Annotated in this window: 15 protein-coding genes; 12 read left to right on the top strand and 3 right to left on the bottom strand. The window is 64.9% G+C overall.

Annotation, left to right across the window (positions count from 1 at the left end; all coding sequences use genetic code 11):
- Positions 1-266 precede the first annotated feature (266 nt).
- The gene (locus ASE59_RS03635) at positions 267-1,772 is read left to right on the top strand and encodes a tryptophan halogenase family protein (protein ID WP_056452021.1); all 1,506 of its coding nucleotides are present in this window, start codon (positions 267-269) and stop codon (positions 1,770-1,772) included.
- A gap of 127 nt (positions 1,773-1,899) precedes the next feature.
- Here the strand turns inward: ASE59_RS03635 and ASE59_RS03630 are convergent, their stop codons facing one another.
- Positions 1,900-4,194: a glycoside hydrolase family 3 N-terminal domain-containing protein gene (locus tag ASE59_RS03630; RefSeq protein WP_156359878.1), complete on the bottom strand. Its 2,295-nt coding sequence runs from the start codon at positions 4,192-4,194 to the stop codon at positions 1,900-1,902.
- Positions 4,195-4,466: 272 nt separating this feature from the next.
- Here ASE59_RS03630 and ASE59_RS03625 point away from each other — a divergent pair, with 272 nt between their 5' ends.
- The 6 genes from ASE59_RS03625 to ASE59_RS03600 all read left to right on the top strand — a co-directional run bounded on the left by ASE59_RS03625 (position 4,467) and on the right by ASE59_RS03600 (position 11,791).
- Positions 4,467-5,564 (top strand): LacI family DNA-binding transcriptional regulator, encoded by a 1,098-nt coding sequence (locus ASE59_RS03625; protein WP_056452014.1) that lies wholly within the window; start codon positions 4,467-4,469, stop codon positions 5,562-5,564.
- Between the two features lie 105 nt (positions 5,565-5,669).
- The gene (locus ASE59_RS03620) at positions 5,670-7,079 is read left to right on the top strand and encodes a sugar porter family MFS transporter (RefSeq protein ID WP_056452011.1); all 1,410 of its coding nucleotides are present in this window, start codon (positions 5,670-5,672) and stop codon (positions 7,077-7,079) included.
- A gap of 70 nt (positions 7,080-7,149) precedes the next feature.
- A complete protein-coding gene (locus ASE59_RS03615) occupies positions 7,150-8,931 on the top strand; it encodes an IlvD/Edd family dehydratase (protein WP_268795252.1) in 1,782 nt (593 codons plus the stop codon).
- 10 nt (positions 8,932-8,941) lie between these two features.
- A complete protein-coding gene (locus ASE59_RS03610) occupies positions 8,942-10,081 on the top strand; it encodes a fumarylacetoacetate hydrolase family protein (protein ID WP_056452005.1) in 1,140 nt (379 codons plus the stop codon).
- A 23-nt stretch (positions 10,082-10,104) separates the two neighbouring features.
- Positions 10,105-10,899, top strand: a complete 795-nt coding sequence (locus ASE59_RS03605; protein ID WP_056452001.1) for an SDR family NAD(P)-dependent oxidoreductase — start codon at positions 10,105-10,107, stop codon at positions 10,897-10,899.
- A gap of 1 nt (position 10,900) precedes the next feature.
- Entirely contained in the window at positions 10,901-11,791 is an 891-nt protein-coding gene (locus ASE59_RS03600; RefSeq protein ID WP_056451998.1) for an SMP-30/gluconolactonase/LRE family protein, read from the top strand.
- 5 nt (positions 11,792-11,796) lie between these two features.
- On the opposite strand, the gene ASE59_RS03595 is transcribed toward ASE59_RS03600, so the two are convergent.
- Positions 11,797-12,168, bottom strand: a complete 372-nt coding sequence (locus tag ASE59_RS03595; RefSeq protein WP_056451995.1) for a MerC domain-containing protein — start codon at positions 12,166-12,168, stop codon at positions 11,797-11,799.
- Between the two features lie 40 nt (positions 12,169-12,208).
- Complete coding sequence (locus tag ASE59_RS03590) at positions 12,209-13,231, bottom strand: LacI family DNA-binding transcriptional regulator (RefSeq protein WP_056451993.1); 1,023 nt, start codon at positions 13,229-13,231, stop codon at positions 12,209-12,211.
- A 200-nt stretch (positions 13,232-13,431) separates the two neighbouring features.
- Here ASE59_RS03590 and ASE59_RS03585 point away from each other — a divergent pair, with 200 nt between their 5' ends.
- Genes ASE59_RS03585 through ASE59_RS03565 form a run of 5 tightly spaced genes read left to right on the top strand, consistent with a single transcriptional unit; the run spans position 13,432 to position 23,217 of the window.
- A complete protein-coding gene (locus ASE59_RS03585; RefSeq protein ID WP_056451990.1) occupies positions 13,432-16,203 on the top strand; it encodes a TonB-dependent receptor in 2,772 nt (923 codons plus the stop codon).
- A gap of 54 nt (positions 16,204-16,257) precedes the next feature.
- Positions 16,258-17,772 (top strand): tryptophan halogenase family protein, encoded by a 1,515-nt coding sequence (locus tag ASE59_RS03580; RefSeq protein WP_056451987.1) that lies wholly within the window; start codon positions 16,258-16,260, stop codon positions 17,770-17,772.
- On the top strand, positions 17,769-19,553 hold the full coding sequence (locus ASE59_RS03575) for an alpha-amylase family glycosyl hydrolase (RefSeq protein WP_056451985.1): 1,785 nt from the start codon (positions 17,769-17,771) through the stop codon (positions 19,551-19,553). Before ASE59_RS03580 ends, ASE59_RS03575 begins: the two co-directional genes overlap by 4 nt.
- Complete coding sequence (locus ASE59_RS03570) at positions 19,553-21,157, top strand: alpha-glucosidase family protein (protein ID WP_056451983.1); 1,605 nt, start codon at positions 19,553-19,555, stop codon at positions 21,155-21,157. Before ASE59_RS03575 ends, ASE59_RS03570 begins: the two co-directional genes overlap by 1 nt.
- Positions 21,158-21,174: 17 nt before the next feature.
- The gene (locus ASE59_RS03565; protein WP_156359876.1) at positions 21,175-23,217 is read left to right on the top strand and encodes a glycoside hydrolase family 97 protein; all 2,043 of its coding nucleotides are present in this window, start codon (positions 21,175-21,177) and stop codon (positions 23,215-23,217) included.
- Positions 23,218-23,291: the final 74 nt, after the last annotated feature.

Below are 23,291 nucleotides of genomic sequence, written 5' to 3'. Positions count from 1 at the left end.
GACTGCTGTTCCTCCCCGGGATGGTAGCGCTATCATTTCGACGCGCTTTTTCTGGTTCGGGATCGGGTTTAGAAGGCGAGGTCAGCCACAATCAATAGCTTGGATGGTAGGCATCACGAATACATGTGTATGTGTTGCAAAAGTGTCGCCGTCCCGACCCGCACGCATCGGGACGGCGCAGGAAACGGAATGGGATTTCAGCAGATGGAATGCGACGGCGTCAATTCGGACATACGGAACGCTCCATCTCCAAAGGGTCGCGGCGCATGAGCAACGACCGCATCCGTCGGATCGTCATCGTCGGCGGGGGTACGGCGGGGTGGATGGCGGCCGCGACCTTCGCCAGGCTGCTGACCACCGACTATTGCGACATCACGCTGGTCGAATCGGACGCGATCGGTACGGTCGGGGTGGGCGAGGCGACCATTCCGCAAATGGCAACGTTCAACCGCATGCTAGGCATCGACGAGGCCGAGTTCCTGCGCGAGACGCAGGGTAGTTTCAAGCTGGGCATCGAGTTCGTCGACTGGACCCGGGTCGGCCACCGCTATTTCCATCCGTTCGGAAGCTACGGCATCAACATGAACGGCATCTCGTTCCACGCCTATTGGCTGCGGCTGCATGGCGTAGGTGAGGCACCGGCGATCGAACCATGGTCGTTGCAGGCGATGGCGAGCGCACAGGGCAAGTTCATGCGCCCGATCGATGCCGGCAATTCGCCACTGAGCGACATCGCCTATGCCTATCATTTCGACGCGGCACTCTATGCCCGCTATCTGCGACGCTATGCCGAGGCGCGCGGCGTCGTGCGGCACGAGGGGCGGATCGATCGCGTCGACCTGCGCCCACAGGACGGTTTCGTCGAGGCGGTGGTGCTGGAGGATGGCCGGCGGATCGAGGGCGACCTGTTCGTCGATTGCTCCGGCTTTCGCGGGCTGCTGATCGAACAGACGCTGGGCGCGAAGTTCGTCGAATGGTCGCATTGGCTGCCGTGCGACCGTGCGGTGGCGGTGCCGTGCGCCGGGACCGCAGCGATGGCGCCCTTCACCCGTTCGACCGCGCGACGCGCCGGGTGGCAATGGCGCATTCCGCTCCAGCACCGCATCGGCAACGGCCATGTGTTCAGCAGCGCGCATATGAGCGATGACGAGGCGACCGCGATCCTGCTCGCCAATCTCGATGGCGAGCCGCTCGCCGAACCGCGTTTCGTGCCGTTTCGTGCCGGGCACCGCGACCGGATGTGGATCAGGAATTGCGTCGCGATCGGGCTGTCGTCGGGGTTCCTCGAACCGCTCGAATCGACCAGCATCTGGCTGATCCAGTCCGGCCTGTCGCGATTGATGGCGATGTTTCCCGACCGGCGGTTCCGCAGCGCCGAGATCGAACGCTACAACCGCATCCTGTCGACCGAATATGCCGAAATCCGCGACTTCATCATCCTGCATTACCATGCCACCGAACGCGACGATTCGGATTTCTGGCGCCATTGCCGGACGATGGACGTGCCCGAACGACTGGCCGAAAAGATGCGGGTGTTCCGCACCCATGGCCGCACGTTCCGCGAGAATGAGGAACTGTTCAACGACACCAGCTGGTTCGCGGTGATGAACGGGCAGGGGATGCGGCCGGAGGGCTATGACCCGATCGCCGAGACGCTGTCGCTGGAGGAAACGCGGGCGCGGCTGGCGCATATCCGCGACGCGATCGCGGCGTCGGCGGACTATATGCCGGCGCATCGGGACTTCATTCGCGGCTATTGCGCGGCAGGATAACGCAGAAAAGCCCCTCCCTGGTCAAGGGAGGGGCTGGGGTGGGTCGGTTCATGGCCTGGCGCCACTCTCTCTCGCGGGCCGACCCACCCCCGGCCCCTCCCTTCACCAGGGAGGGGAGCAGAAGCGTCTACTTCACCGTCAGCGTCGTCGCCTTCAGCGACGTCGAACTGTTCCCCGCGCTGATCGTGAAGGTGCCGGGTTCGACGACCCGGTGCATCTCGACGTTCCAGAAGGCGAGGTCGGCAGGCTTCACGTCGAACGTCACCGTCCGCTTTTCCCCCGGTTGCAGCGTCACCCGCTGGAAATGCTTCAACTCGAGCACCGGGCGCGTTACCGTCGCTTCGTCGTCGCGGACATAGAGCTGGACGACCTCGTCCCCGGCGCGGCGGCCGGTATTGGCGACGTCGACCGACACCCGCACCGTCTCGTCCCGGCCGATCGTCGCCTTGGCCAGACGCGGCGCACCGACGTCGAAGCTGGTGTAGGACAGGCCATAGCCGAACGGATAGAGCGGGGCGGTGCTGTCGAACAGGTAACCGCGCCGCGAGGTCGGCTTGTGGTTGTAGAAGATCGGCAGTTGCCCTTCGCTGCGCGGGACCGACACCGGCAGCTTGCCACCGGGATTGGCGCGGCCGAGCACGACATCGGCGACGGCGTTGCCGGTTTCCTGCCCCAGATACCAGCCTTCGACGATCGCCGGCGCGTTCGCCTCCAGATAGGTCGCGGCGAGCGGACCGCCGTTCAGCAGCACGACCACGACCGGCTTGCCGGTCGCGAACAGTTGGCGGGCCAGTTCGTTCTGCTCGCCGATCAGGTCAAGCTTCTGCCGGTCGCCCAAATGCTGGTCGGCCCATGCCTCCCGGCTCAACTGCTCGTTTTGGCCGAGCACCAGCAGGATCGTGTCGGCCGATGCCGCCTTGCGCACCGCCTCCTCGATCAGCGGCGCGTTCTCGGCCGGCGGGACCAGTTCGACCTTGTCGGCGGCCCATTGCCGGCTGCGGGTCAGGCGCACGCCCTCGGCATAATCTACCGAGAAGCGGCCCTGCGCGGCCTGCTGCATGCCCTCCAAGACACTCACGACATGCGTGGGCACGTCCGAATAGCCACCGATCGGGGTGTCGCGGGCATGGGTGCCGACGACCAGCATCTTGCCGACCTTGGCCGGATGGAGCGGGAGCAGGTTGTTCTGGTTCTTGAGCAGCACCATCGAGCGCACGGCGGCTTCGCGGGCGAGCGCGATCGCGTCGGGCGTCGCGGTCTTCGCCTCGGCGGTGCGCGCGTCGGCATAGGGGTTTTCGAACAGCCCCATCTGGAACTTCATCGTCAGGATGCGGCGGACGGCATTGTCGACCTGTTCCTGCGGCACCTGTCCCGACTTGACCATGGCGGCAAGCGTCGACCAGCCATCGGCATCGGGCAATTCCATGTCGACCCCGGCGTCGAGCGCGCGGCGACCGGCGGCGGCCATGTCGGTGCCGTACATCTTGTGGCGGGTGTTGAGTTCCTTGATCGCGAAATAGTCGCTGACCACCGACCCCTTATAGCCCCATTCGCGCCGCAGCACGTCGTCGAGCAGCCATTTGTTGGCATGGCTGGGGATGCCGTCGATCTCGTTGTACGACGCCATCACCGCCTGCACCGGCAGTTCCTTCACCGCGCGTTCGAACGGCGGAAAGAAATTTTCGCGCAGCGTCCGTTCGGAGATATTGGCCGGGCCGACATTGGTGCCGTTTTCGGGCTGACCATGGCCGGTCATGTGCTTCAGCGTGACCATCACCTTGGTCGGTGCGAGCGGCAGGGTGCTGCCCTGAAAACCGCGAATCGCCGCAAGTCCCATTTCGCCGACCAGATGCGGGTCTTCGCCATAGGTCTCCTCGATCCGGCCCCAGCGCGGATCGCGGGCGACGTCGACGACGGGGGCAAGCGCGAGGTTCGCGCCGCGCGCCCGCATTTCGCGGGCTGCCACGCCAAACACGCGCTCGACCAGCGCCGGGTCCCAAGACGAGGCGAGCGCGATCGACTGCGGGAAGCTGGTGGCGCCGCGCGCGACATAGCCGTGCAGCGCTTCCTCGTGCATGATGAGCGGGATGCCGAGCCGGGTCTGCTCGACCGCCCAGCGCTGCGCGGCGTTGATATAGTCAGCGGTTTCCTGCGCGGTGCGATTGACCGCGTCGGCGGTCACCCCGGCCGCATTGTTGCCGGCGCTGACGCCGCGCTTGTCCGATGGGCGGGTGATCTGACCGAGGCCGTTGGGAAAGGCGCGCACGGCCTTCGCTGCCGAAAAATTGCCCTTGGCGTCCTGGACGTCGCGCTTTTTTTCCCAGATGCCGATCATCTGCGCGACCTTTTCCTCCAGCGTCATGCGGCGCAGCAGGTCTTCGACCCGCGCCGCGACCGGCTGCGACGCGTCCTTGTACGTCATGCGCTCGGCCGATGCCGGACGGGTCGGGCGGGTCTGCGCGACGAGGGTGCCGGTCGCGGCGGTCGCCAGCAGGCAGGCAAGCGCAAGGCGAACGGGCTTCGGCGTCAGGGTCACATTCTCTCTCCCGGGACAGTCGGCATCCGGTTCGCCCGCCGCCGCTATTTGGTAGCGCTATCAGCTATCTGTCCCGGTCGGGGCCGTCAACCGATCGCGCGATTTGCATTCGTCGGTTCCGCGCCATAAGCAATGCAACAAGGGAGCGGTTTTTATCCATGGAAAAGCCAAGTCGTCGCAGCGGTGGCAGCATTACCGTGCAGGACGTCGCGCGGTCGGCGGGCGTGTCGGCGATGACGGTGTCGCGCGTCGTGAATGGCGGTGCGAATGTTCGCCAGTCGACGCGCGAAGCGGTATTGGCGGCGATCGAACGGCTCAACTACTGGCCCAACACCGCCGCCCGCAGCCTCGCGGCCGGTGAGGCGGCGCAGATCGGCTTGCTCTATGCCAATCCGTCGCTCGCCTATCTGTCGAACTTTCTGATCGGCGCGCTGGAAGGCGCGCGCAAGGTCGGCTGTCACCTCGTCCTCGAACCCTGCGAAGGGGACAGTGCCGAGGAGCAGGCCGAAGGTGCGCGGCGCTTCGCATCTACGGCGGTGCAGGGGGTGATCCTGCCCCCGCCGCTGTCGGATTCGGTGCCGGTCCGCGACGAACTCGATGCCGCCGGCACCCCTTCGGTCGCGGTCGCGGTCGGGGTCGCGCAACCGGGAAGGGCGTCGGTCCGGGTCGACGACTTCGCGGCGGCGCAGGCGATGACCCAGCATCTGATCGACCTCGGCCATCGCCGGATCGGTTTCGTGCGCGGCGACCCGAATAACGGGTCGAGCGCCGAGCGCTGGCGCGGCTTCGCCGCCGCGATCGAGGCGGCGGGACTCGATCTGGCCGACATGCCGGTCGAACAGGGCTATTTCACCTTCCGATCGGGGATCGACGCGGGCGAGAAGTTGATCGATCGCGACGACCGCCCGACCGCGATCTTCGCCAGCAACGACGACATGGCGGCAGCGGCGATCAGCGTCGCGCATCGACGCGGGCTGCATGTGCCCGAGGATCTGAGCATCGTCGGCTTCGACGATACTTCTCTCGCGACCACCACCTGGCCCGAAATCACGACGATCCGCCAACCGATCGCGGCGATGGCGGAGGCGGCGGTGGAGATGCTGCTCGCGGAGATCCGCGACCGCCGCATGGGGCAAAGCGAGGGTGCGGGCGAGGATCGCGTGCTCGACCACGAATTGATCGTGCGCGAATCGTCGGGGCCGGTGCCGGGGGCGTCCGACCGTCCGGAAATGACACGGCGGCGGCCGGCGGCGTAAAAGGCCCGGGCCTTTCATCCGGAACGCTTGCTTTTGTCGTAACAATTCGCCACCGTTACCGCTAACACGCTGTTTCGAACAGCGGTGAACATGGAGTGGATGGGGATGGTACAGGCGACGGGGGAGCGCGTGAACATCGCGCTCGTCATCGCGATCGTCGCGGTGGCGACGATCGGGGGGCTGTTGTTCGGATATGACAGCGGCGCGGTAAACGGCACGCAGGAAGGGTTGAAGACCGCGTTCGGGCTGAGCGAGGCCGGACTCGGCTTCACGGTCGGATCGCTGCTGATCGGCTGTTTCGTCGGCGCGTTCCTTGCGGGCAAGCTGGCCGATGCCATGGGCCGTCGCAAGGTGATGATGCTCGCTGCGGTGCTGTTCCTGATCGGCGCGCTGATTCAAGGTTTCAGCCACGTCCAGATGCTGTTCGTCGTCGCCCGCTTCATGGGCGGCATGGCGGTCGGCGCGGCATCGGTGTTGTCGCCCGCCTATATCTCCGAAGTCGCCCCCGCCAACATCCGCGGGCGGATGACCACGATCCAGCAGATCATGATCATCACCGGCCTGACCGCCGCGTTCGTCGTGAACTATTATCTGGCCGCCGCCGCCGGTGCCTCCACCTCGATCTGGTGGGGTGGCTATGAGGCATGGCGCTGGATGTACTGGATGCAGGCGATTCCCGCCGCCGTGTTCCTCGTGGCGCTACTCTTCATCCCGGAAAGCCCACGCTATCTGGTGCAGAAGGGGCGTCTCGACGAAGCGCGCATCGTGCTGACCCGCCTGTTCGGTCCGGCTGCCGCCGCAACCAAGATTCGCGATATCGAAGCATCGTTCAGCAAGGATCACCGTCCGTCGCTGCGCGACATCATGGACCCGGTAAAGGGCGGCATCCGTCCGATCGTGTGGGCAGGCCTCGTGCTGGCGGTGTTCCAGCAGCTCGTCGGCATCAACGTGATCTTCTATTACGGCGCGACGCTGTGGCAACTGGCCGGCTTTACCGAAGACCAGTCGTTGCAGATCAACATCCTGTCGGGTGTCGTCTCGATCGCCGCGTGCTTCGTCACCATCGCGCTGGTCGACAAGATCGGTCGCAAGCCGTTGCTGCTGATCGGTTCGGCGGGCATGGCAGTGACGCTGTGGGCGCTGGTCTATTGCTTCCACAACGGCACGCTCGATGCGGCGGGCAAGCTGCAGCTGTCGGCCGAACTCGGCACGCTCGCTTTGTGGGCGGCGAACCTCTACGTCGTCTTCTTCAACGTCAGCTGGGGCCCGATCATGTGGGTCATGCTGGGCGAAATGTTCCCGAACCAGATGCGTGGATCGGCGCTGGCAATCTGCGGCTTCGCACAGTGGTTCGCTAACTATTTGATTGCGCAGAGTTTTCCGATCATGGCTGCCGGTCTCGGCCTGACGATCACCTACAGCTTCTATGGAGCCTGCGCGGTCATCAGCTTCTTCCTTGTCCAGAAGTTCATCCATGAAACCAAGGGTAAGGAACTGGAGGAAATGCAGGGCTGAAAATCTGCGTTACGTGTAACCTTCGCCACCTTCGGCCCCGCTTCTCGCGGGGCCTTTCGACCGAGTAGCCATGATGACCCGTACCCCCGCCCGTCCGTTCCGATCGCGCGAATGGTTCGCCGCGCCCGGCCGTCTCGACATGGCCGCGCTGTATCTCGAACGGTTCATGAACTACGGCATTACGCCCAGGGAACTGACCAGCGGGCGGCCGATCATCGGCATCGCCCAGTCGGGATCGGACCTGACGCCGTGCAACCGCATCCACCTCGAAACGGTCAAGCGGGTGAAGGCCGGGATCGAGGCGGCGGGCGGGATTCCGATGGAATTCCCGACCCATCCGATCTTCGAGAATTGCCGCCGCCCGACCGCCGCGATCGACCGCAACCTCGCCTATCTTGGGCTGGTCGAAATCCTGAACGGTTATCCGATCGACGCGGTGGTGCTGACCACCGGCTGCGACAAGACCACGCCGTCGGCGATCATGGCGGCTTCGACGGTCGACATTCCGGCGATCGTCCTGTCGGGCGGGCCAATGCTCGACGGCTGGCACGACAACGAACTCGTTGGATCGGGCACCGTCATCTGGCGGTCGCGGCGCAAGCTGGCAGCGGGCGAGATCACCGAGGAAGAGTTCCTCGAAGCCGCGACCGCATCGGCCCCATCGGCGGGCCATTGCAACACCATGGGCACCGCATCGACGATGAACGCCATCGCCGAGGGGTTGGGCATGTCGCTGCCCGGTTGCGCGGCGATCCCGGCGCCCTATCGCGAGCGCGGGCAGATCGCGTACGAGACGGGCAAGCGCATCGTCGAGATGGCCTATGACGATCTGCGCCCGTCGAAGATCCTGACGCGCCAGTCGTTCCTGAACGCCATCGCGCTCATCACTGCGATCGGCGGATCGTCGAACGCACATCCACACCTCCACGCCATGGCCCGCCATGCCGATATCGAACTTAACCCGTCCGACTGGATGGACTATGGCTATGACCTGCCGCTGCTGGTCGATGTCCAACCCGCCGGGCGCTTCCTCGGCGAGCGCTTCCACCGTGCCGGCGGCGTGCCGGCGGTGCTCAGCGAACTGATCGCGGTGGGGAAGGTCGACGGCAATGTCGCGACCGTGACCGGCAAGACGCTGGGCGAGAATGTCGCCAACCGCGTCGCGACCGATCGCGAGGTCATTCGGTCCTATGATCAACCGCTGAAGGAACAGGCCGGCTTCCTCGTACTGACGGGCAACCTGTTCGACGTGGCGATCATGAAGACCAGCGTGATCGGTCCCGATTTTCGCGCCCGCTATCTGTCGCAGCCGGGCAACGAAGGCTGTTTCGAGGGCCGCGCGATCGTGTTCGACGGCTCGGACGATTACCACCACCGCATCGACGATCCGGCGCTGGATATCGACGAGAATTGCATCCTCGTCATCCGCGGCGCGGGCGTGATCGGCTGGCCGGGTTCGGCCGAGGTCACCAACATGCAGCCGCCCGCCGCCCTGCTCCAGCGCGGTATCCAGAGCCTGCCGACGATCGGTGACGGTCGGCAGTCGGGGACGTCGGACAGCCCGTCGATCCTCAACGCCTCGCCCGAAAGTGCGGTCGGCGGCGGCCTCGCGTGGCTGCGCACCGGCGATACCATCCGTATCGACCTGAACCATGGCCGCTGCGACATGCTGGTCGACGATGCGGAAATCGCACGACGCCAGAGCGAGGGCATCCCCCCGGTCCCGGCCAGCCAGACGCCGTGGGAAGAAATCTACCGCGAGAAGGTCGGCCAGCTGGGTGAAGGCGGTGTGCTCGACCTTGCTCTGAAATACCGCCGGACGTCGGAAACGACGCCGCGCCACAATCACTGAGGAAACGCACATGAAGAGCGAACATGCCGCGCGGATGCTGCCGGCCGATCATGACAAGGCGCTGCTGGTCGGGCGGATGCAACTGGCGGATGGCCCGACGCCGGTGGTGGTGAAGGGTGGCAAGGTCATCGACGTATCGGCCCATGCCGCGACCGTCGCCGACCTGCTGGAGCGGAGCGATATCGCCTTGCTCGACGGTCCGGTGGTGTGCGACACCGCCGCGATCGCCGATCCGGCGGGCGAGCACCCGCCGATCCTGTCGCCGATCGACTTGCAATGTGTGAAGGCGGCGGGCGTAACCTTTGCCGTCTCGGCACTGGAACGCGTGATCGAGGAACGCGCGCGCGGCGATGCCGATGCGGCGCAGGGCATTCGCGGCGACCTCGAAGCGCGCATCGGCGGCGGTATCCGTTCAGTGAAGCCGGGGTCGAGCGAAGCCGCCGAACTGAAGGCCGCGCTGATCGAGGCGGGCATGTGGTCGCAGTATCTGGAGGTCGCGATCGGCCCGGATGCGGAGGTGTTCACCAAGGCGCCGGTGCTCTCGACCGTGGGCTGGGGCGCCGAGGTCGGCATCCGGTCGGACTCGTCGTGGAACAACCCTGAACCGGAGATCGTCATCGTCGCCACCAGCGACGGCAAGGCGGTCGGCGCGACGCTCGGCAACGACGTCAATCTGCGCGATTTCGAAGGGCGTTCGGCACTGCTGCTCGGCAAGGCAAAGGACAATAACGCCTCGACCGGCATCGGTCCGTTCATCCGGCTATTCGACGGTGACTTCACCATGGACACCGTCCGCGACGCCGTGGTCGACCTGCGCATCGACGGTCCGGAAGGCTATGTCCTGACCGGGACCAGCACGATGCGCGAGATCAGCCGCGATCCGGAAGATCTGGTGCGGCAGGCGCTGTCGGAGCATCAATATCCCGACGGCTTCGTCCTGTTTCTCGGCACGCTGTTCGCGCCGGTGCAGGACCGTGACGAACCGGGCCGTGGCTTCACCCACAAGCCGGGCGATGTCGTGCGTATCTCGACCCCGTCGCTCGGCGAACTGGCGAACACCGTGACCACGTCCAAGGCTGCCGATCCATGGGCGTTCGGTATCCGCGACCTGATGCGCAACCTTGCGCGCCGCGGCCTGATCGCCGCCTGACACCTCTTTGCTGGATATCTTCCATGTCGCCTGACGATTTCGCCTACCCGATCGCGCCCGAAGCCCGCGCCTCGTTTCCCTCGCTCGCCGGCAAGCGCGTGCTCATCACCGGCGGCGGGTCGGGGATCGGTGCGGGCGTGGTTGAGGGCTTTGTGCGGCAGGGCGCGCACGTCACCTTCTTCGATATCGCGGAAGCTGATTCACGCAAGCTGATCGAGGAACTTGCCGGCGTCGGCCCGGTCCCGTCGTTCCAGCGGGTCGATCTAACCGATATCGCCGCGCTGAAGGCTGCGATTGCGCAGGCGATTGCGGAGGGCGGCGAGTTTGACGTGTTGGTAAACAATGCCGCCAGCGACGATCGCCATTCGATCGAGCAGGTCGACGAAGCCTATTGGGACAATCGGATGGGCGTGAACCTGCGCCACCTGTTCTTTGCAGCACAGGCGGTGATTCCGGGCATGAAGGCCAAGGGCAAGGGCGTGATCGTCAACATGGGGTCGATCAGCTGGCATCTGGCGCTGGAGGAACTGACCCTCTACCAGACTGCCAAGGCGGCGATCGAGGGGCTGACCCGCAGCTTCGCGCGCGAACTGGGCGGTGACGGCATCCGCTCGGTCTGCGTCATCCCCGGTAACGTTCGCACCCCGCGCCAGCTGAAATGGTACACGCCCGAAGGCGAGGCCGAGATCGTCAAGGCGCAGTGCCTGAACGGGCGGCTGGTCGCCGGTGACATCGCGGCGATGATCCTCTTCCTTGCCTCCGACGATGCGCGGCTGGTAACCGGGCACAGCTTCTTCGTGGATGCAGGGTGGCGATAGGATGACGAAGGTACAGAAGTCCGAACCGGTCAGCGTCTGGGATCTGTCGGCACCATTGCTGGAGGGGCCGAACTGGGTCGACCGCGACAATGCGCTGTGGTTCGTCTGTATCAAGACGCCACGCATCCACCGCTATGATCCGGCGAGCGGCGAGCGGCGCAGCTGGGCAGCGCCGGGCCAGTGCGGGTTCGTCCTGCCGTCGGCCGATGGCAAGTTCATTGCCGGGCTGCAAAGCGGGTTGCACCGGTTCGACCCGACGACCGGCGCGTTCACGCTGCTGGTCGATCCGGAACCCAATCTGCCGGGCAACCGGCTGAACGACGCGACCGTCGCACCGAACGGCCAACTTTGGTTCGGGACGATGGATGATGGCGAGCGCGCGGCGACCGGGGCGATCTATCGCCTTGCCGCCGACGGCGCGACCATCGCATCCAGCCCGCAGGTCGCGATCACCAACGGGCCGGCGGTCAGCCCCGATGGCAAGACGCTGTACCATGTCGATACGCTGGGCGGTCACATCTATGCCTGCACCATCGCCGCCGATGGATCGCTGACCGATCGGCGCCTGTTCGTGACGATCCCGAATGCCGAAGGTTATCCCGACGGTCCGGCGGTCGATGCCGAGGGGTGCGTTTGGATCAGCCTGTATACCGGCTGGGGCATCCGCCGCTATTCGCCGAAGGGCGAATTGCTCGAGACGATCCGCCTGCCGGTCGATGCGATCACCAAGGTCGCGTTCGGCGGGCCGGACCGCAAGACGGTGTTCGCGACGACCGCCAACAAGCACCACGATGCCGATCAGGCCGCCGCGCAACCGCTGGCGGGCAATCTGTTCCGGTTCGAGGTGGACGTGCCGGGCGTGAAGGCGGCCGAGATTTCGATCGGCATCTGAACCCGTCAGACGGTTCGCAACCGTCGCCAGTTGCCGATATGCGCTGATGCCAGCGCGAGGCTGCCGGCGACGGTCAGCGCCGTCTCGGCCCCCGGAATGCTGCCGAACGCCAGCCCGGCGCTGAGGCCAGCCAGTCCCGCCGCGCCCAGCAGCAGCGGCACGATCGCTCCGTGCGCGCGCCATCCGCCGACCAGCGCCAGCGCGCTGATCGGGATCGCGGTCAGCAACAGGATCAGGTGCAACCCCTCCGACGATGGCAGTCCCAGCGTAGCCAGCGCCGGTAGCAGCGCGAACAGGATGGGCAGGCCGATACAGTGGATCAGGCACAGCAGCGATGCACCGATGGCAGCGCCATCGAGGAAGGACGATCGGGACATGTCGCTCAAATGATACTTTGTATCATTGACCGCAAGGGGGTCAGGTCGACTTTCGTACGACCAGTTCGGGCGGTAACAGCGTCGGGGCGGTGTCCCGCCGGTCGATCCGTCGGATCAGCATGTCGACCAGCAACTCGCCGGCGCGCGCATAATCCTGTCGGATGGTGGTGAGCGGCGGCTGGGCCAGCGAGGCGGCGGGAATATCGTCGAACCCGACCAGCGCGACGTCGTCGGGCACGCTCCGCCCCGCCTCGGCCAATGCGCGCACCGCGCCCAGCGCGATCATGTCGGACGCCGCAAAGATCGCGTCGAAGGCGATGTCGCGCGCGATCAGGCGGCTGGTAGCGTCATAGCCCGAAGCCTCGCTCGACAGCGCGTCAACCTGCAATCCCGGATCGACCGGCAGCCCGGCCCCCTGCAACGCCGCCGTCAAACCGCGATACCGGTCACGCGATTCGGGATATTGGCTCGACGCATCGCCGAGAAACGCGATCCGCCGACGTCCGCGTTCGATCAGATACCGCCCGGCATCATGCCCGCCCGCGAAATTGTCGCAGCCGATGACCGTGCCCGGATGCGCCGGATCGGGCGATCCCCAGCGGACGAAATGCGTTCCCTGCGCCACCAGCTGATCGAGCCGCCGCGAATAGGCGTCGAAATCCCCATAGCCGAGCAGGATCAGCCCATCGGCCTTGCGACTGTCCTCGTAATCGACATGCCAGTCGGCCGAGAGCTGCTGGAACGAGGTCAGCAAGTCATAGCCGCGCGCGCCACAGGTGTGCAGGATCGACCCCAGCATCGACAGGAAGAACGGGTTGATCCGCGAACCATCGGGCGCGGGATCCTCGAAAAACAACAGCGCCAGCGTCGACGTGCTGCCACGCCGTAGCGCCGACGCATTCTTGTCGACCTTGTAATTCAGCTGCGCCGCGATTGCCTCGATCCGCAGGCGCGTGGCGGCGCTGACCGTCCGGTCGCCGCGTAGCGCCCGGCTGACGGTCGGTTGCGATACGCCGGCCAGCGCCGCGATATCGAACGAGGTCGGCTTGTCGCCCGCCGCCATGCCTGGTCCTTTATGGCCGCTTCGGGCCTGATCGGTATCGGTGAGCGACCGGTGTAGCGGTCGCGAGCGGTCACCGGCAAGCGCCGACTGAATACGTATGCTGTCCGCTTCTCAATCAGGGTGGATGGTTTCAATAGGAGGGTACGGACGAACCGGGCGAAAGAACCGGGGAATCAGATATTTTTGGGGAGGTTTGGGAAATGCGGTATTCATCGCAGGCGCGGTCGTGCGCCCGGCTGACGCGCGGCGCCAGCATCACGGCATTGATCGCAGCCGGTGCGCTGGCAGGGGCCGGTACCGCGTTCGCGCAGACGGCAACGACTACGCCGGAGCCGACCACGGCACAGCCCGACGGCACCGATCCGACCGATCCGACCGCGAACCAGGACGAAGATATCGTCGTCACCGGCTTTCGCGCCAGCCTGGAGAATGCCGTCGCCGAAAAGAAGAACCGGGATCAGGTCGTCGAATCGATCAGCGCCGAGGATATCGGCAAGCTGCCCGATGCTTCGATCGCGGAATCGATCGCCCGCCTGCCGGGCCTGACCTCGCAGCGCGTCTCGGGCCGCTCGAACTCGATCTCGATCCGCGGTTTCGCGCCCGACTTTTCGACCACGCTGCTCAACGGCCGCGAGCAGACCTCGACCGGCGACAACCGCGCGGTCGAATATGACCAGTATCCGGCCGAAATCATGAGCCAGGTCGTCGTCTACAAGACCGGTCAGGCGAACCTGATCGGACAGGGTCTGTCGGGCACCGTCGACCTGCGCACCGTCCGTCCGCTCGAATATGGCCGGCAGGCGATCTCGATCGGCGCGCGAGGTACCTATGCCGATCTCGGCGAGCTGAACGCCGGGTCGCGCGACAAGGGCTACCGTGTCAGCGGCACCTATATCGACCAGTTCGCCGACGACACGATCGGCATCGCCCTGTCGGCCAACTATCTCGACGAACCGTATCAGATTCAGGAATTCAACGCCTGGGGCTATGCCGGCTTCAACGGGCAGGGGGTGATCGGCGGATCGAAATCGTACGTCACCTCGACCCGCCTCAAGCGGCTCGGCCTGTCGGGCACGTTGCAATATAAGCCGGTCGACAACCTGACGGTTACGGTCGATGGCTTCTATTCGGACTTCAACGACGATCAGTTGAAGCGCGGGATCGAACTGCCGCTCGGCTATGGGCAGGCGTTCAACGACCCGACCCAGCCGCAGGGCGTCAAGCTGACCGGCACGACCGCCAACAGCGACGGTTTCATTACGTCGGGCACCTTCGGCAATGTCGAGGGTGTGGTCCGCAACGACGCGTTCGAGCGCAAGGCGAAGCTGTACGCGTTCGGCTACAACATGGCGTGGCGCGGCGACGATGGCTGGAACGCGACGCTCGACGCCAGCTATTCGCGCACCGACCGCGAGGAGATCATCCTCGAAAGCTATGCCGGCACCGGCTACGGCCAGAATGTCGGCGCGAAGGATACGATCGGCTTCACCAGCGGCAAGACCGGCACGCGCTTCAGCCCAACGCTGAACTATTCCGATCCGAACCTGATCCTGCTGACCGATCCGCTCGGCTGGGGCGGATCGAACCTGCAGGCCGGCTATTACAACGACCGCGAGGTGCAGGACCGGATCGCGCAATATCGCTTTGAAGTCGAAAAGGAGCTGGACGGCTTCTTCGGCGCGGTGAAGGCCGGGCTGAACTATACCGATCGGGACAAGTCGCTTTCCCCCCAAGAGTCGCTCCTGCGGCTGAACGGCGGTCTGCGTGAACTGCGGGTTCCCGATCAGTATCTTAAGGAGCCGACCAGCCTGTCCTATCTCGGGCTGGGGCCGATGTTGAGCTACGATCCGCGCGAGCTTTTGGCAGGCGGCGTGTACCGACTGGACATCAACACCAGCGACGACGTTCCGGTAAAGGCGTTCCGCGTCGAAGAAGATCTGATGACGATGTACGTTCAGGCGGACATTAACCAAGATATCGGTGGATCCGTCCTCACCGGCAATATCGGGGTTCAGGCCGTAACGACCGAACAAAAGTCTTCCGGTCTTGTCGCGGCGGGCGGCATTCTGACCCCGGTAACTCGCGGTACGGATTACTGGGACGTGATGCCGAGCCTGAACTTGTCGCTTCGTATGCCGGGTGACTGGGTTGTCCGCGCGGGTGCCGCTCGTCAGGTGCAACGCCCCCGTCTTGACGACATGCGGATGGCCATTGGCTATGGCTATAATCCTGCAGAACGGCTCATTACCGGCGGCGGCGGCAATCCGTATCTTCGCCCGATCCGATCGAACTCGTTTGATTTGACGTTGGAGAAGTATTTCGGGCGTGCAGGGTACGTCGCTGCGCAAGGATTCTACAAGGATCTCAAATCCTACGTCTACAACCAGACGCGCCCGTTCGATTACGCGAATTTCCCGACCCCCACTGGTGCGCCGGCAGGAACGTCGACCGTCGGGCGTATTGATCAGCCCATCAATGGGGATGGTGGCAGCATCTACGGCGTCGAACTCGCCGCCACGCTGCCGCTTAGCACGTTCGTGTCGCTCCTCGACGGGTTCGGCGTGACTGGGGGCGGTTCGTGGACCAAGACCCAGATCAAACCCGATCCCAACTCGCCGCCGGAAAATATCCCCGGCTATTCGAAATGGGTCATCAACGGCACCGCCTATTTCGAGAAGTGGGGGTTCAGCGCGCGCGGTTCGGCCCGGTACCGCTCCACCTTCGTCGGCGAGCTGTCCGGCTTCGGCGGCAATCGCCAGCGTCGCCGTGCGCTGGACGAGACGATCATCGATGCGCAGGTCGGCTATGAATTCCCGAAGGGCACCACGCTCGAAGGATTGTCGCTGTTCGTGCAGGGTCAGAACCTGGCCGACGAACGCTTTGCGACCGTCGATCCGGCGTACGATCTCGCGGTGATCGATTATCAGAGCTATGGCCGGCGCTTCCTTGCCGGGGCATCGTTCCGGTTCTGAAGCCACATGCCTGCCCGTCCCTTGTCGGACGGGCGGCGGTGACGGGAGGCGTTGATGGCGATCGATCAGAACCCCGTCCGCAGTGTCGCGATCGTCGGCGGCGGTTCCGCCGGCTGGATGACGGCGGCGGCGCTCGCCCGGTTCCTGCCGGTGGACACCCGCGTGACGCTGATCGAATCCGAAGCGATCGGAACGGTCGGCGTGGGCGAGGCGACGATTCCGCAGCTTCGCCTGTTCAACCAGCGTCTCGGCATCGACGAGGATGAGTTCGTCGCCCGCACCGGTGGCAGCTTCAAGCTGGGCATCGAATTCGCTGGCTGGACCGGGGCGGACGGCCGCTACCTCCACGCATTCGGCACGATCGGTCGTTCGCTGGGGCTGGTGCCGTTCCATCATTACTGGCTGGCGGCGGGGGGTGGCGACGCGCCGGCTTCGCTGTGGTCGCACAGCGTCTGCGCCGAAGCGGCTGCGGCGGATCGCTTCGATCGCGATCCGGGTAATCCGCAGGCACCATCCGGCGTCGCCTGGGCCTATCATTTCGACGCCGCGCGCTATGCCGCCTATCTGCGCGAACGGGCAGAGGCGGGGGGCGTCACTCGGGTTGAGGGGCGGGTGGTCGCGGTCGACCTGAACGACGCCGGGATCGATACGGTCACGCTGGACGACGGACGCCTGATCGCTGCCGATTTCTTTATCGATTGTTCGGGGTTCGCGGCGCTTCTGATCGGGCGGTTGGCCGGCGATCGTTGGGACGACTGGTCGCAATTGCTGCCATGCGACCGGGCGTTGGCGGTACCGTGCGCCGGCACGCAGCCGATCACCCCTTACACCCGCGCCACCGCGCGGGCGGCGGGGTGGCAGTGGCGTATTCCGTTGCAGGCGCGGACCGGCAACGGGTTGGTCTATTCGAGTGCGTACCTGTCCGACGATGCAGCGGCGGCGACGTTGCTCGGGAATCTCGATGGAACGCCCTTGGCCGATCCGAAGGCGTTGCGCTTCACCACCGGGCGTCGCCATGCGCCGTGGATCGGCAATTGCGTAGCGCTGGGGCTGGCGGCCGGGTTTCTGGAGCCGCTGGAATCGACGTCGATTCATCTGGTCCAGTCGGGCATCGCCCGGCTGCTGTCGCTATGGCCGGCGGCGCGCCCGCGGCCGGCCGATATCGCCGAATTCAACCGCCAGTCGGCGCGCGAATGGCTGGGTGTTCGCGACTTCCTGATCGCGCATTACGCGCTGAACGGTCGCGACGAGCCCTTCTGGCAGGAACGGCGGGCTACGCCGCTGCCCGACAGCTTGGCGGAGCGCATCGCACTGTTCCGTGAATCCGGTCGCATCGTCCGCGACGAACATGAATTGTTCGCCGAGGTTGCGTGGCTGCAATTGTTGGTCGGGCAGGGGGTGCGCGCCGAGGGCTATCATCCGCTCGCCGACGCGCTGCCCGCCGATCGCCGAACCCAGTTTCTCGACATGAGTTCGAAACATGTCGCCGCCACGGTCGCGCGGATGCCGACCCATGACCAGTTCCTGCGCGCCCATTGTCCGGCGCCCGATGCAAAGGTTGCCGCGTGATCCGATCCCTCCTCCTTGCCCTGACGCTCGGCGCCAGCGCGCTACCCGCCGCCGCGCAGGACTATCGCGCTCGTGCGCCCGAGGACGAGGTGATTTATTTCGTCCTGCCCGACCGGTTCGAGAATGGCGACCGTTCGAACGATCGCGGCGGGTTGAGTGGCGACCGCATGGTCCATGGCTATGATCCGACGGCTAAGGGCTTTTATCATGGCGGCGACCTCAAAGGGCTGACCGCGCGATTGCCCTATATCCAGTCGCTCGGCGCCACCGCGATCTGGGTGGGGCCGATCTTTAAGAACAAGCCGGTGCAGGGCGGTCCGGGACAGGAATCAGCTGGCTATCACGGTTATTGGATCACCGACTTCACCCAGGTCGACCCGCATCTCGGTACCAATGCCGATTTCAAGGCGCTGGTCGACGCGGCGCATGCACGCGGGATGAAGGTCTATATGGACATCATCGCCAACCACACCGCCGATGTGATCCAGTATCGCGAATGTGCCGGCAAGAGCGCCTGCGTCTATCGCAGCCGGGCGGACTATCCCTATGCGGCCAAGGGCAAGAACCGGGGGTTTGCGGGCGATGGCATACAGACGGCGGAAAATTTCGCCAAGCTGACCGACCCGTCCTTCGCCTACACGCCCTATGTGCCTTCGCCTGAAAAGACGGTGAAGGTGCCGGTCTGGCTCAACGATCCGATCTATTACCATAATCGCGGCAACACGACCTTCACCAACGAAAGCTCGCAAATGGGCGATTTCGTCGGGCTGGACGATCTGATGACCGAAAATCCCCGCGTCGTTGCTGGCATGATCGATATCTTCGGCGGCTGGATCGACCAATTCGGCATCGACGGCTATCGCATCGATACCGCGCGGCACGTGAACCCGGAATTCTGGGCGGCGTTCGTACCGGCGATGCTCGAACGCGCCAAGGCGAAGGGCATTCCGAACTTCCATATCTTTGGTGAGGTCGCGCTGTCTTCGCTCGATGCCGGCGGACTGGCGGCATGGACCAAGACCGGCAAGTTCCCGGCCGTCCTCGACTTCTCGTTCCGCGAGGGTGTCGTGCAAACGGTTGCGGGCAAGAAGGGTACCGACGCCTTCGAAACCGTGTTCGATGGCGACGTACTCTATGCGGGTGGCGAGGCGATGGCGCGGCAATTGCCGACCTTCACCGGCAACCACGATAATGGCCGGTTCGCCTTCTATCTGCGGCAAGCTCGGCCCGAGGCGAGCGATGCCGAAATCCTGTCGCGCGTGATGCTGTCGAACGCGATGCTGCTGACCTTGCGCGGCGTGCCGACCATCTATTCGGGCGATGAACAGGGATTTGCCGGCGACGGCAACGATCAGGACGCCCGCGAGGACATGTTCGCGTCGCAGGTCGGGTCGTACAATGACAACAAGCTGGTCGGCACCAACGCCACCACCGCGACTGCCAACTTTACGCCGACGCATCCGCTCTATCGGCAGATCGCCGAATTGGCGAAGCTGCGCACGACCACGCCGGCACTGACCCGTGGGCGTCAGGTGCTGCGTGCGCGGGAGGAGACGCCCGGCCTGCTCGCCATCTCGCGCTTCGATCCGACCAGCAACGCCGAAGTCCTGCTGCTCTTCAACACCTCGACCGCGCCGATCACGCGCAACGTGCAGGTCGAAACCGCCTCGACCGGCTTCCGCGCGCTCGCCGGACGTTGTGGCAGCGTGACCGCGCCCGGTGCGGTCCGCGTCGAACTTCCCGCCCTTGGCTATGCGGTATGCGCCGCGGAGACCCTCTGATGACTGAGACTGCGAATGCCCGCCGCTGGTGGCACGGTGCGACGATCTACCAAATCTATCCGCGCAGCTTTGCCGACAGCAATGGCGACGGGATCGGCGATTTGCCCGGCATTACCGCCCATCTCGACCATGTCGCGTCGCTCGGCGTCGATGCCATCTGGCTGTCGCCCTTCTTCACGTCGCCGATGAAGGACTTCGGCTATGACGTTGCAAACTATTGCGATGTCGACCCGATCTTCGGCACGCTGGCCGACTTCGACGCCCTGATCGCTCGTGCCCATGCGTTGAACCTGAAGATCATCATCGACCAGGTGTGGTCCCACACCAGCGACGAGCATCCGTGGTTCGTCGAGAGCCGCTCGAGCCGCACCAACCCGAAGGCCGACTGGTATGTCTGGGCCGATGCGAAGCCCGATGGCTCGCCGCCCAGCAACTGGCAGTCGGTGTTCGGTGGCCCGGCATGGACGTGGGACGCGCGGCGTGGCCAATATTATTTGCACAACTTCCTGAAGGAACAGCCGCAACTCCATGGGCACGATGCGGAATTGCAGGAAGCGCTACTCGACACCGCACGCTTCTGGCTCGATCGCGGAGTCGACGGGTTTCGGCTCGACGCGATCAATTTTGCGATGCACGACCCCGAGTTGCGCGACAATCCGCCAATGCCGAGCAACGGCAAGACCCGGACCCGCCCGTTCGATTTCCAGCGCAAGCTGTATAACCAGAGCCATCCCGACATTCCGGCGTTCCTCGAACGGGTGCGAATGTTGCTCGACAGCTATGACGGCGACCGCTTCACCGTCGCCGAGATTGGCGGCGACGACGCGACGCGTGAGATGAAGCTGTTCTGCGGCGGCGGCAACCGGCTGAACACCGCCTATGGCTTCGACTTTCTCTACGCCCCCGAACTTAGCCCGCGCATTCTGCGCGACGCGATCGAGCCGTGGGACGAAGGCTCGCCATGGCCGAGCTGGGCGTTCGAAAACCATGACGCGCCGCGTGCCGTATCGCGCTGGCTGCCCGAAGGTGCCGATGCCGATGCGTTCGGGCGGGTCAAGATGCTGCTGCTCGCCTGTCTCCGCGGCAACATTTTCCTGTACAATGGCGAGGAACTGGGGCTGCCACAGGTCGACATCGCGTTCGAGGATCTTCAGGATCCGGAGGCGATCGCCAACTGGCCGCTGACGCTGTCGCGCGACGGTGCCCGCACGCCGATGCCGTGGGTCGCCGACGCCGAAAATCTCGGCTTCGGCGCGGGCAAGCCGTGGTTGCCTGCGGGCGCTACACATCGGCCGCTCGCCGTCGACAAACAGGAAGCCGACGCGCATTCGCTGCTCAACTTCACTCGCCATGTCCTGCGCCTGCGCAACGCCCATCCGGCACTGCGTTCGGGCAGCATGACGATCGTCGAGGCTTCCGCTGCGATCCTCGCCTTCGAACGCGAGCTGGACGGACAGCGCATGCTTTGCGTGTTCAATCTGTCGAATGCACCGGCGCAGTTTTCCGCTGGTACCGGCTGGCGCGCAATCGAAACCATTGGCGACGTGGATGGCGACCGGTTCGGCCCGTTCGCGGCGCGCGTCGCCATCTGCGACGAAGCATAAGGAACAGACTGTTGAGGATGATGAAACTGGCGCTGGCGCTTGCCGGCATGACCGCGATGGCGTCGCCCGCCTTTGCGGAGGTCGTCGCGCGAGCCGCCTCGCCCGACGGCAAGCTGACACTTGCGGTCAGCCTCGATAACGAAGGCCGCCCGAGCTATTCGATCGCCAAGGACGGCAAGGCCGTGCTGAACGACAGCAAGCTCGGCTTCCTGTTCACCGACGCGCCGAAGATCGAGCGCGGGTTGACGCTGGCGGGAACGAAGCGCGACCGGTCGGACAGCAGCTGGACGCAACCGTTCGGTGAATGGAAGACCATCCGCGACAACCATACCGAACTGACGGTCACCTTTCGCGAGGCGAAGAATCTGAAGCGCGAGATGGCGGTAACCTTCCGCCTGTTCGATGACGGGGTCGGTTTTCGCTACACGCTGCCGAAACAGCCGAACCTCACGACGGCGAACATCGCCGACGAACTGACCCAGTTCGCCTTCGCCGAACCCGGCACCGCATGGTGGAAGCCGGCGTTCGAATGGAACCGCGAGGAGTATCTGTACAACAAGACGCCGCTCGACGCGGTCGGTACCGCGCAGACGGTGATGACGGTCAAGCTGGCCAGCGGTCGCCACGTCGCGATCCATGAAGCGGCGCTGACCGACTATTCCGCGATGAACCTCGCCCGTTCGGAGGGTACGACGTTTCGCGCGGTGCTGACGCCGGGATCGAACGGTCCGAAGGTGACGCGCGCCGCCGGTTTCTCGACGCCATGGCGGACGATCGCGATCGCCGACGATGCCGCCGGCCTCTACAATGCCAGCCGGATCGGGCTGAACCTCAACGAACCCAACAAGCTGGGCGACACCGCAAGCTGGATTCAGCCGGGCAAGTTCGTCGGCGTGTGGTGGAACATGATCAAGGGTGACTGGACCTGGGCGCGCGGGCCGAAACATGGCGCGACCACCGCCAATGTCCGCCGCTATATCGACTTCGCCGCCGCCAACGGCATTCAGGGCGTGCTGGTCGAGGGTTGGAATGTCGGCTGGGACGGCGATTGGCTGGGCAACGGTAACGACATGAACTTCAGCGGACCGACCGCGGATTTCGATGCGGCAGCGTTGGCGGCCTATGCGAAGTCGAAGGGCGTTCGTCTGATCGGCCACCACGAAACCGGCGGTTCAGTGAGCCATTACGACGCGCAGCTCGACAGCGCGTTCAAATGGGCGGCCGATCATGGCGAGCGGGTGGTCAAGACCGGCTACGTCACCGATGCCGGCCAGATCGAGCGCGTCGATGCCGACGGGTCGCAGCACCGCGAATGGCATGAAGGACAATGGATGGTGAACCACCACCAGCGTGTCCTTGACGCAGCGGCGCGCTACAAGGTGTCGATCGACAGCCACGAACCGGTCAAGGACACCGGCCTGCGCCGCACCTACCCCAACTGGCTGAGCCGCGAAGGCGGGCGCGGCATGGAATATAATGCGTGGGAGGGTGGCAAGAACCCGCCCGAGCATGAGGCGAACATGGTCTTTACCCAGTTTCTGGGCGGACCGATGGACTTCACGCCGGGCGTGCTCAGCCTGACCGGCAGCAATGGCAGCGCGATCAAGTCGACGATCGCCAAGCAATTGGCGCTGTACGTCGTGCTGTATTCGCCGGTCGTGATGGCGGCCGATACGCCGGAAAACTATGCCCGCTACCCGCAAGCCTTCAAGTTCATCCGCGACGTGCCGACCGACTGGTCCGACACGCGCGTGCTGAATGGCGAGGTCGGCGACTATGCGACGATCGTGCGCAAGGCGGCTGGCAGCACCGACTGGTATCTGGGCGCGATCGGCGACGAAGAGGCGCGCAGTTCGACGGTGAAGCTCGACTTCCTCGACGCCGGCAAGACCTATACCGCCGAAATCTATCGCGATGGTCCGGGTGCCGACTACCGCACTGATGCGCGCCATTCGATCACGATCGAACAGCGGCAGGTGAAGAAGGGCGACATGATGACGATCGCGCTGGCACCCGGCGGTGGCGAAGCGATCCGTTTCGTGGCAGCGAAGAGACGATAACAAATCCGCCCCGCGCGCGGGGAGGGGACCGCCGCGAAAGGCGGTGGTGGAGGGGGATAGGCCCGAACGCAACG

The sequence above is a fragment of the Sphingomonas sp. Leaf10 genome, assembly GCF_001421245.1.
Classification (GTDB): Bacteria; Pseudomonadota; Alphaproteobacteria; order Sphingomonadales; family Sphingomonadaceae; genus Sphingomonas.
This window is presented reverse-complemented; position numbering and strand designations above follow the sequence as displayed.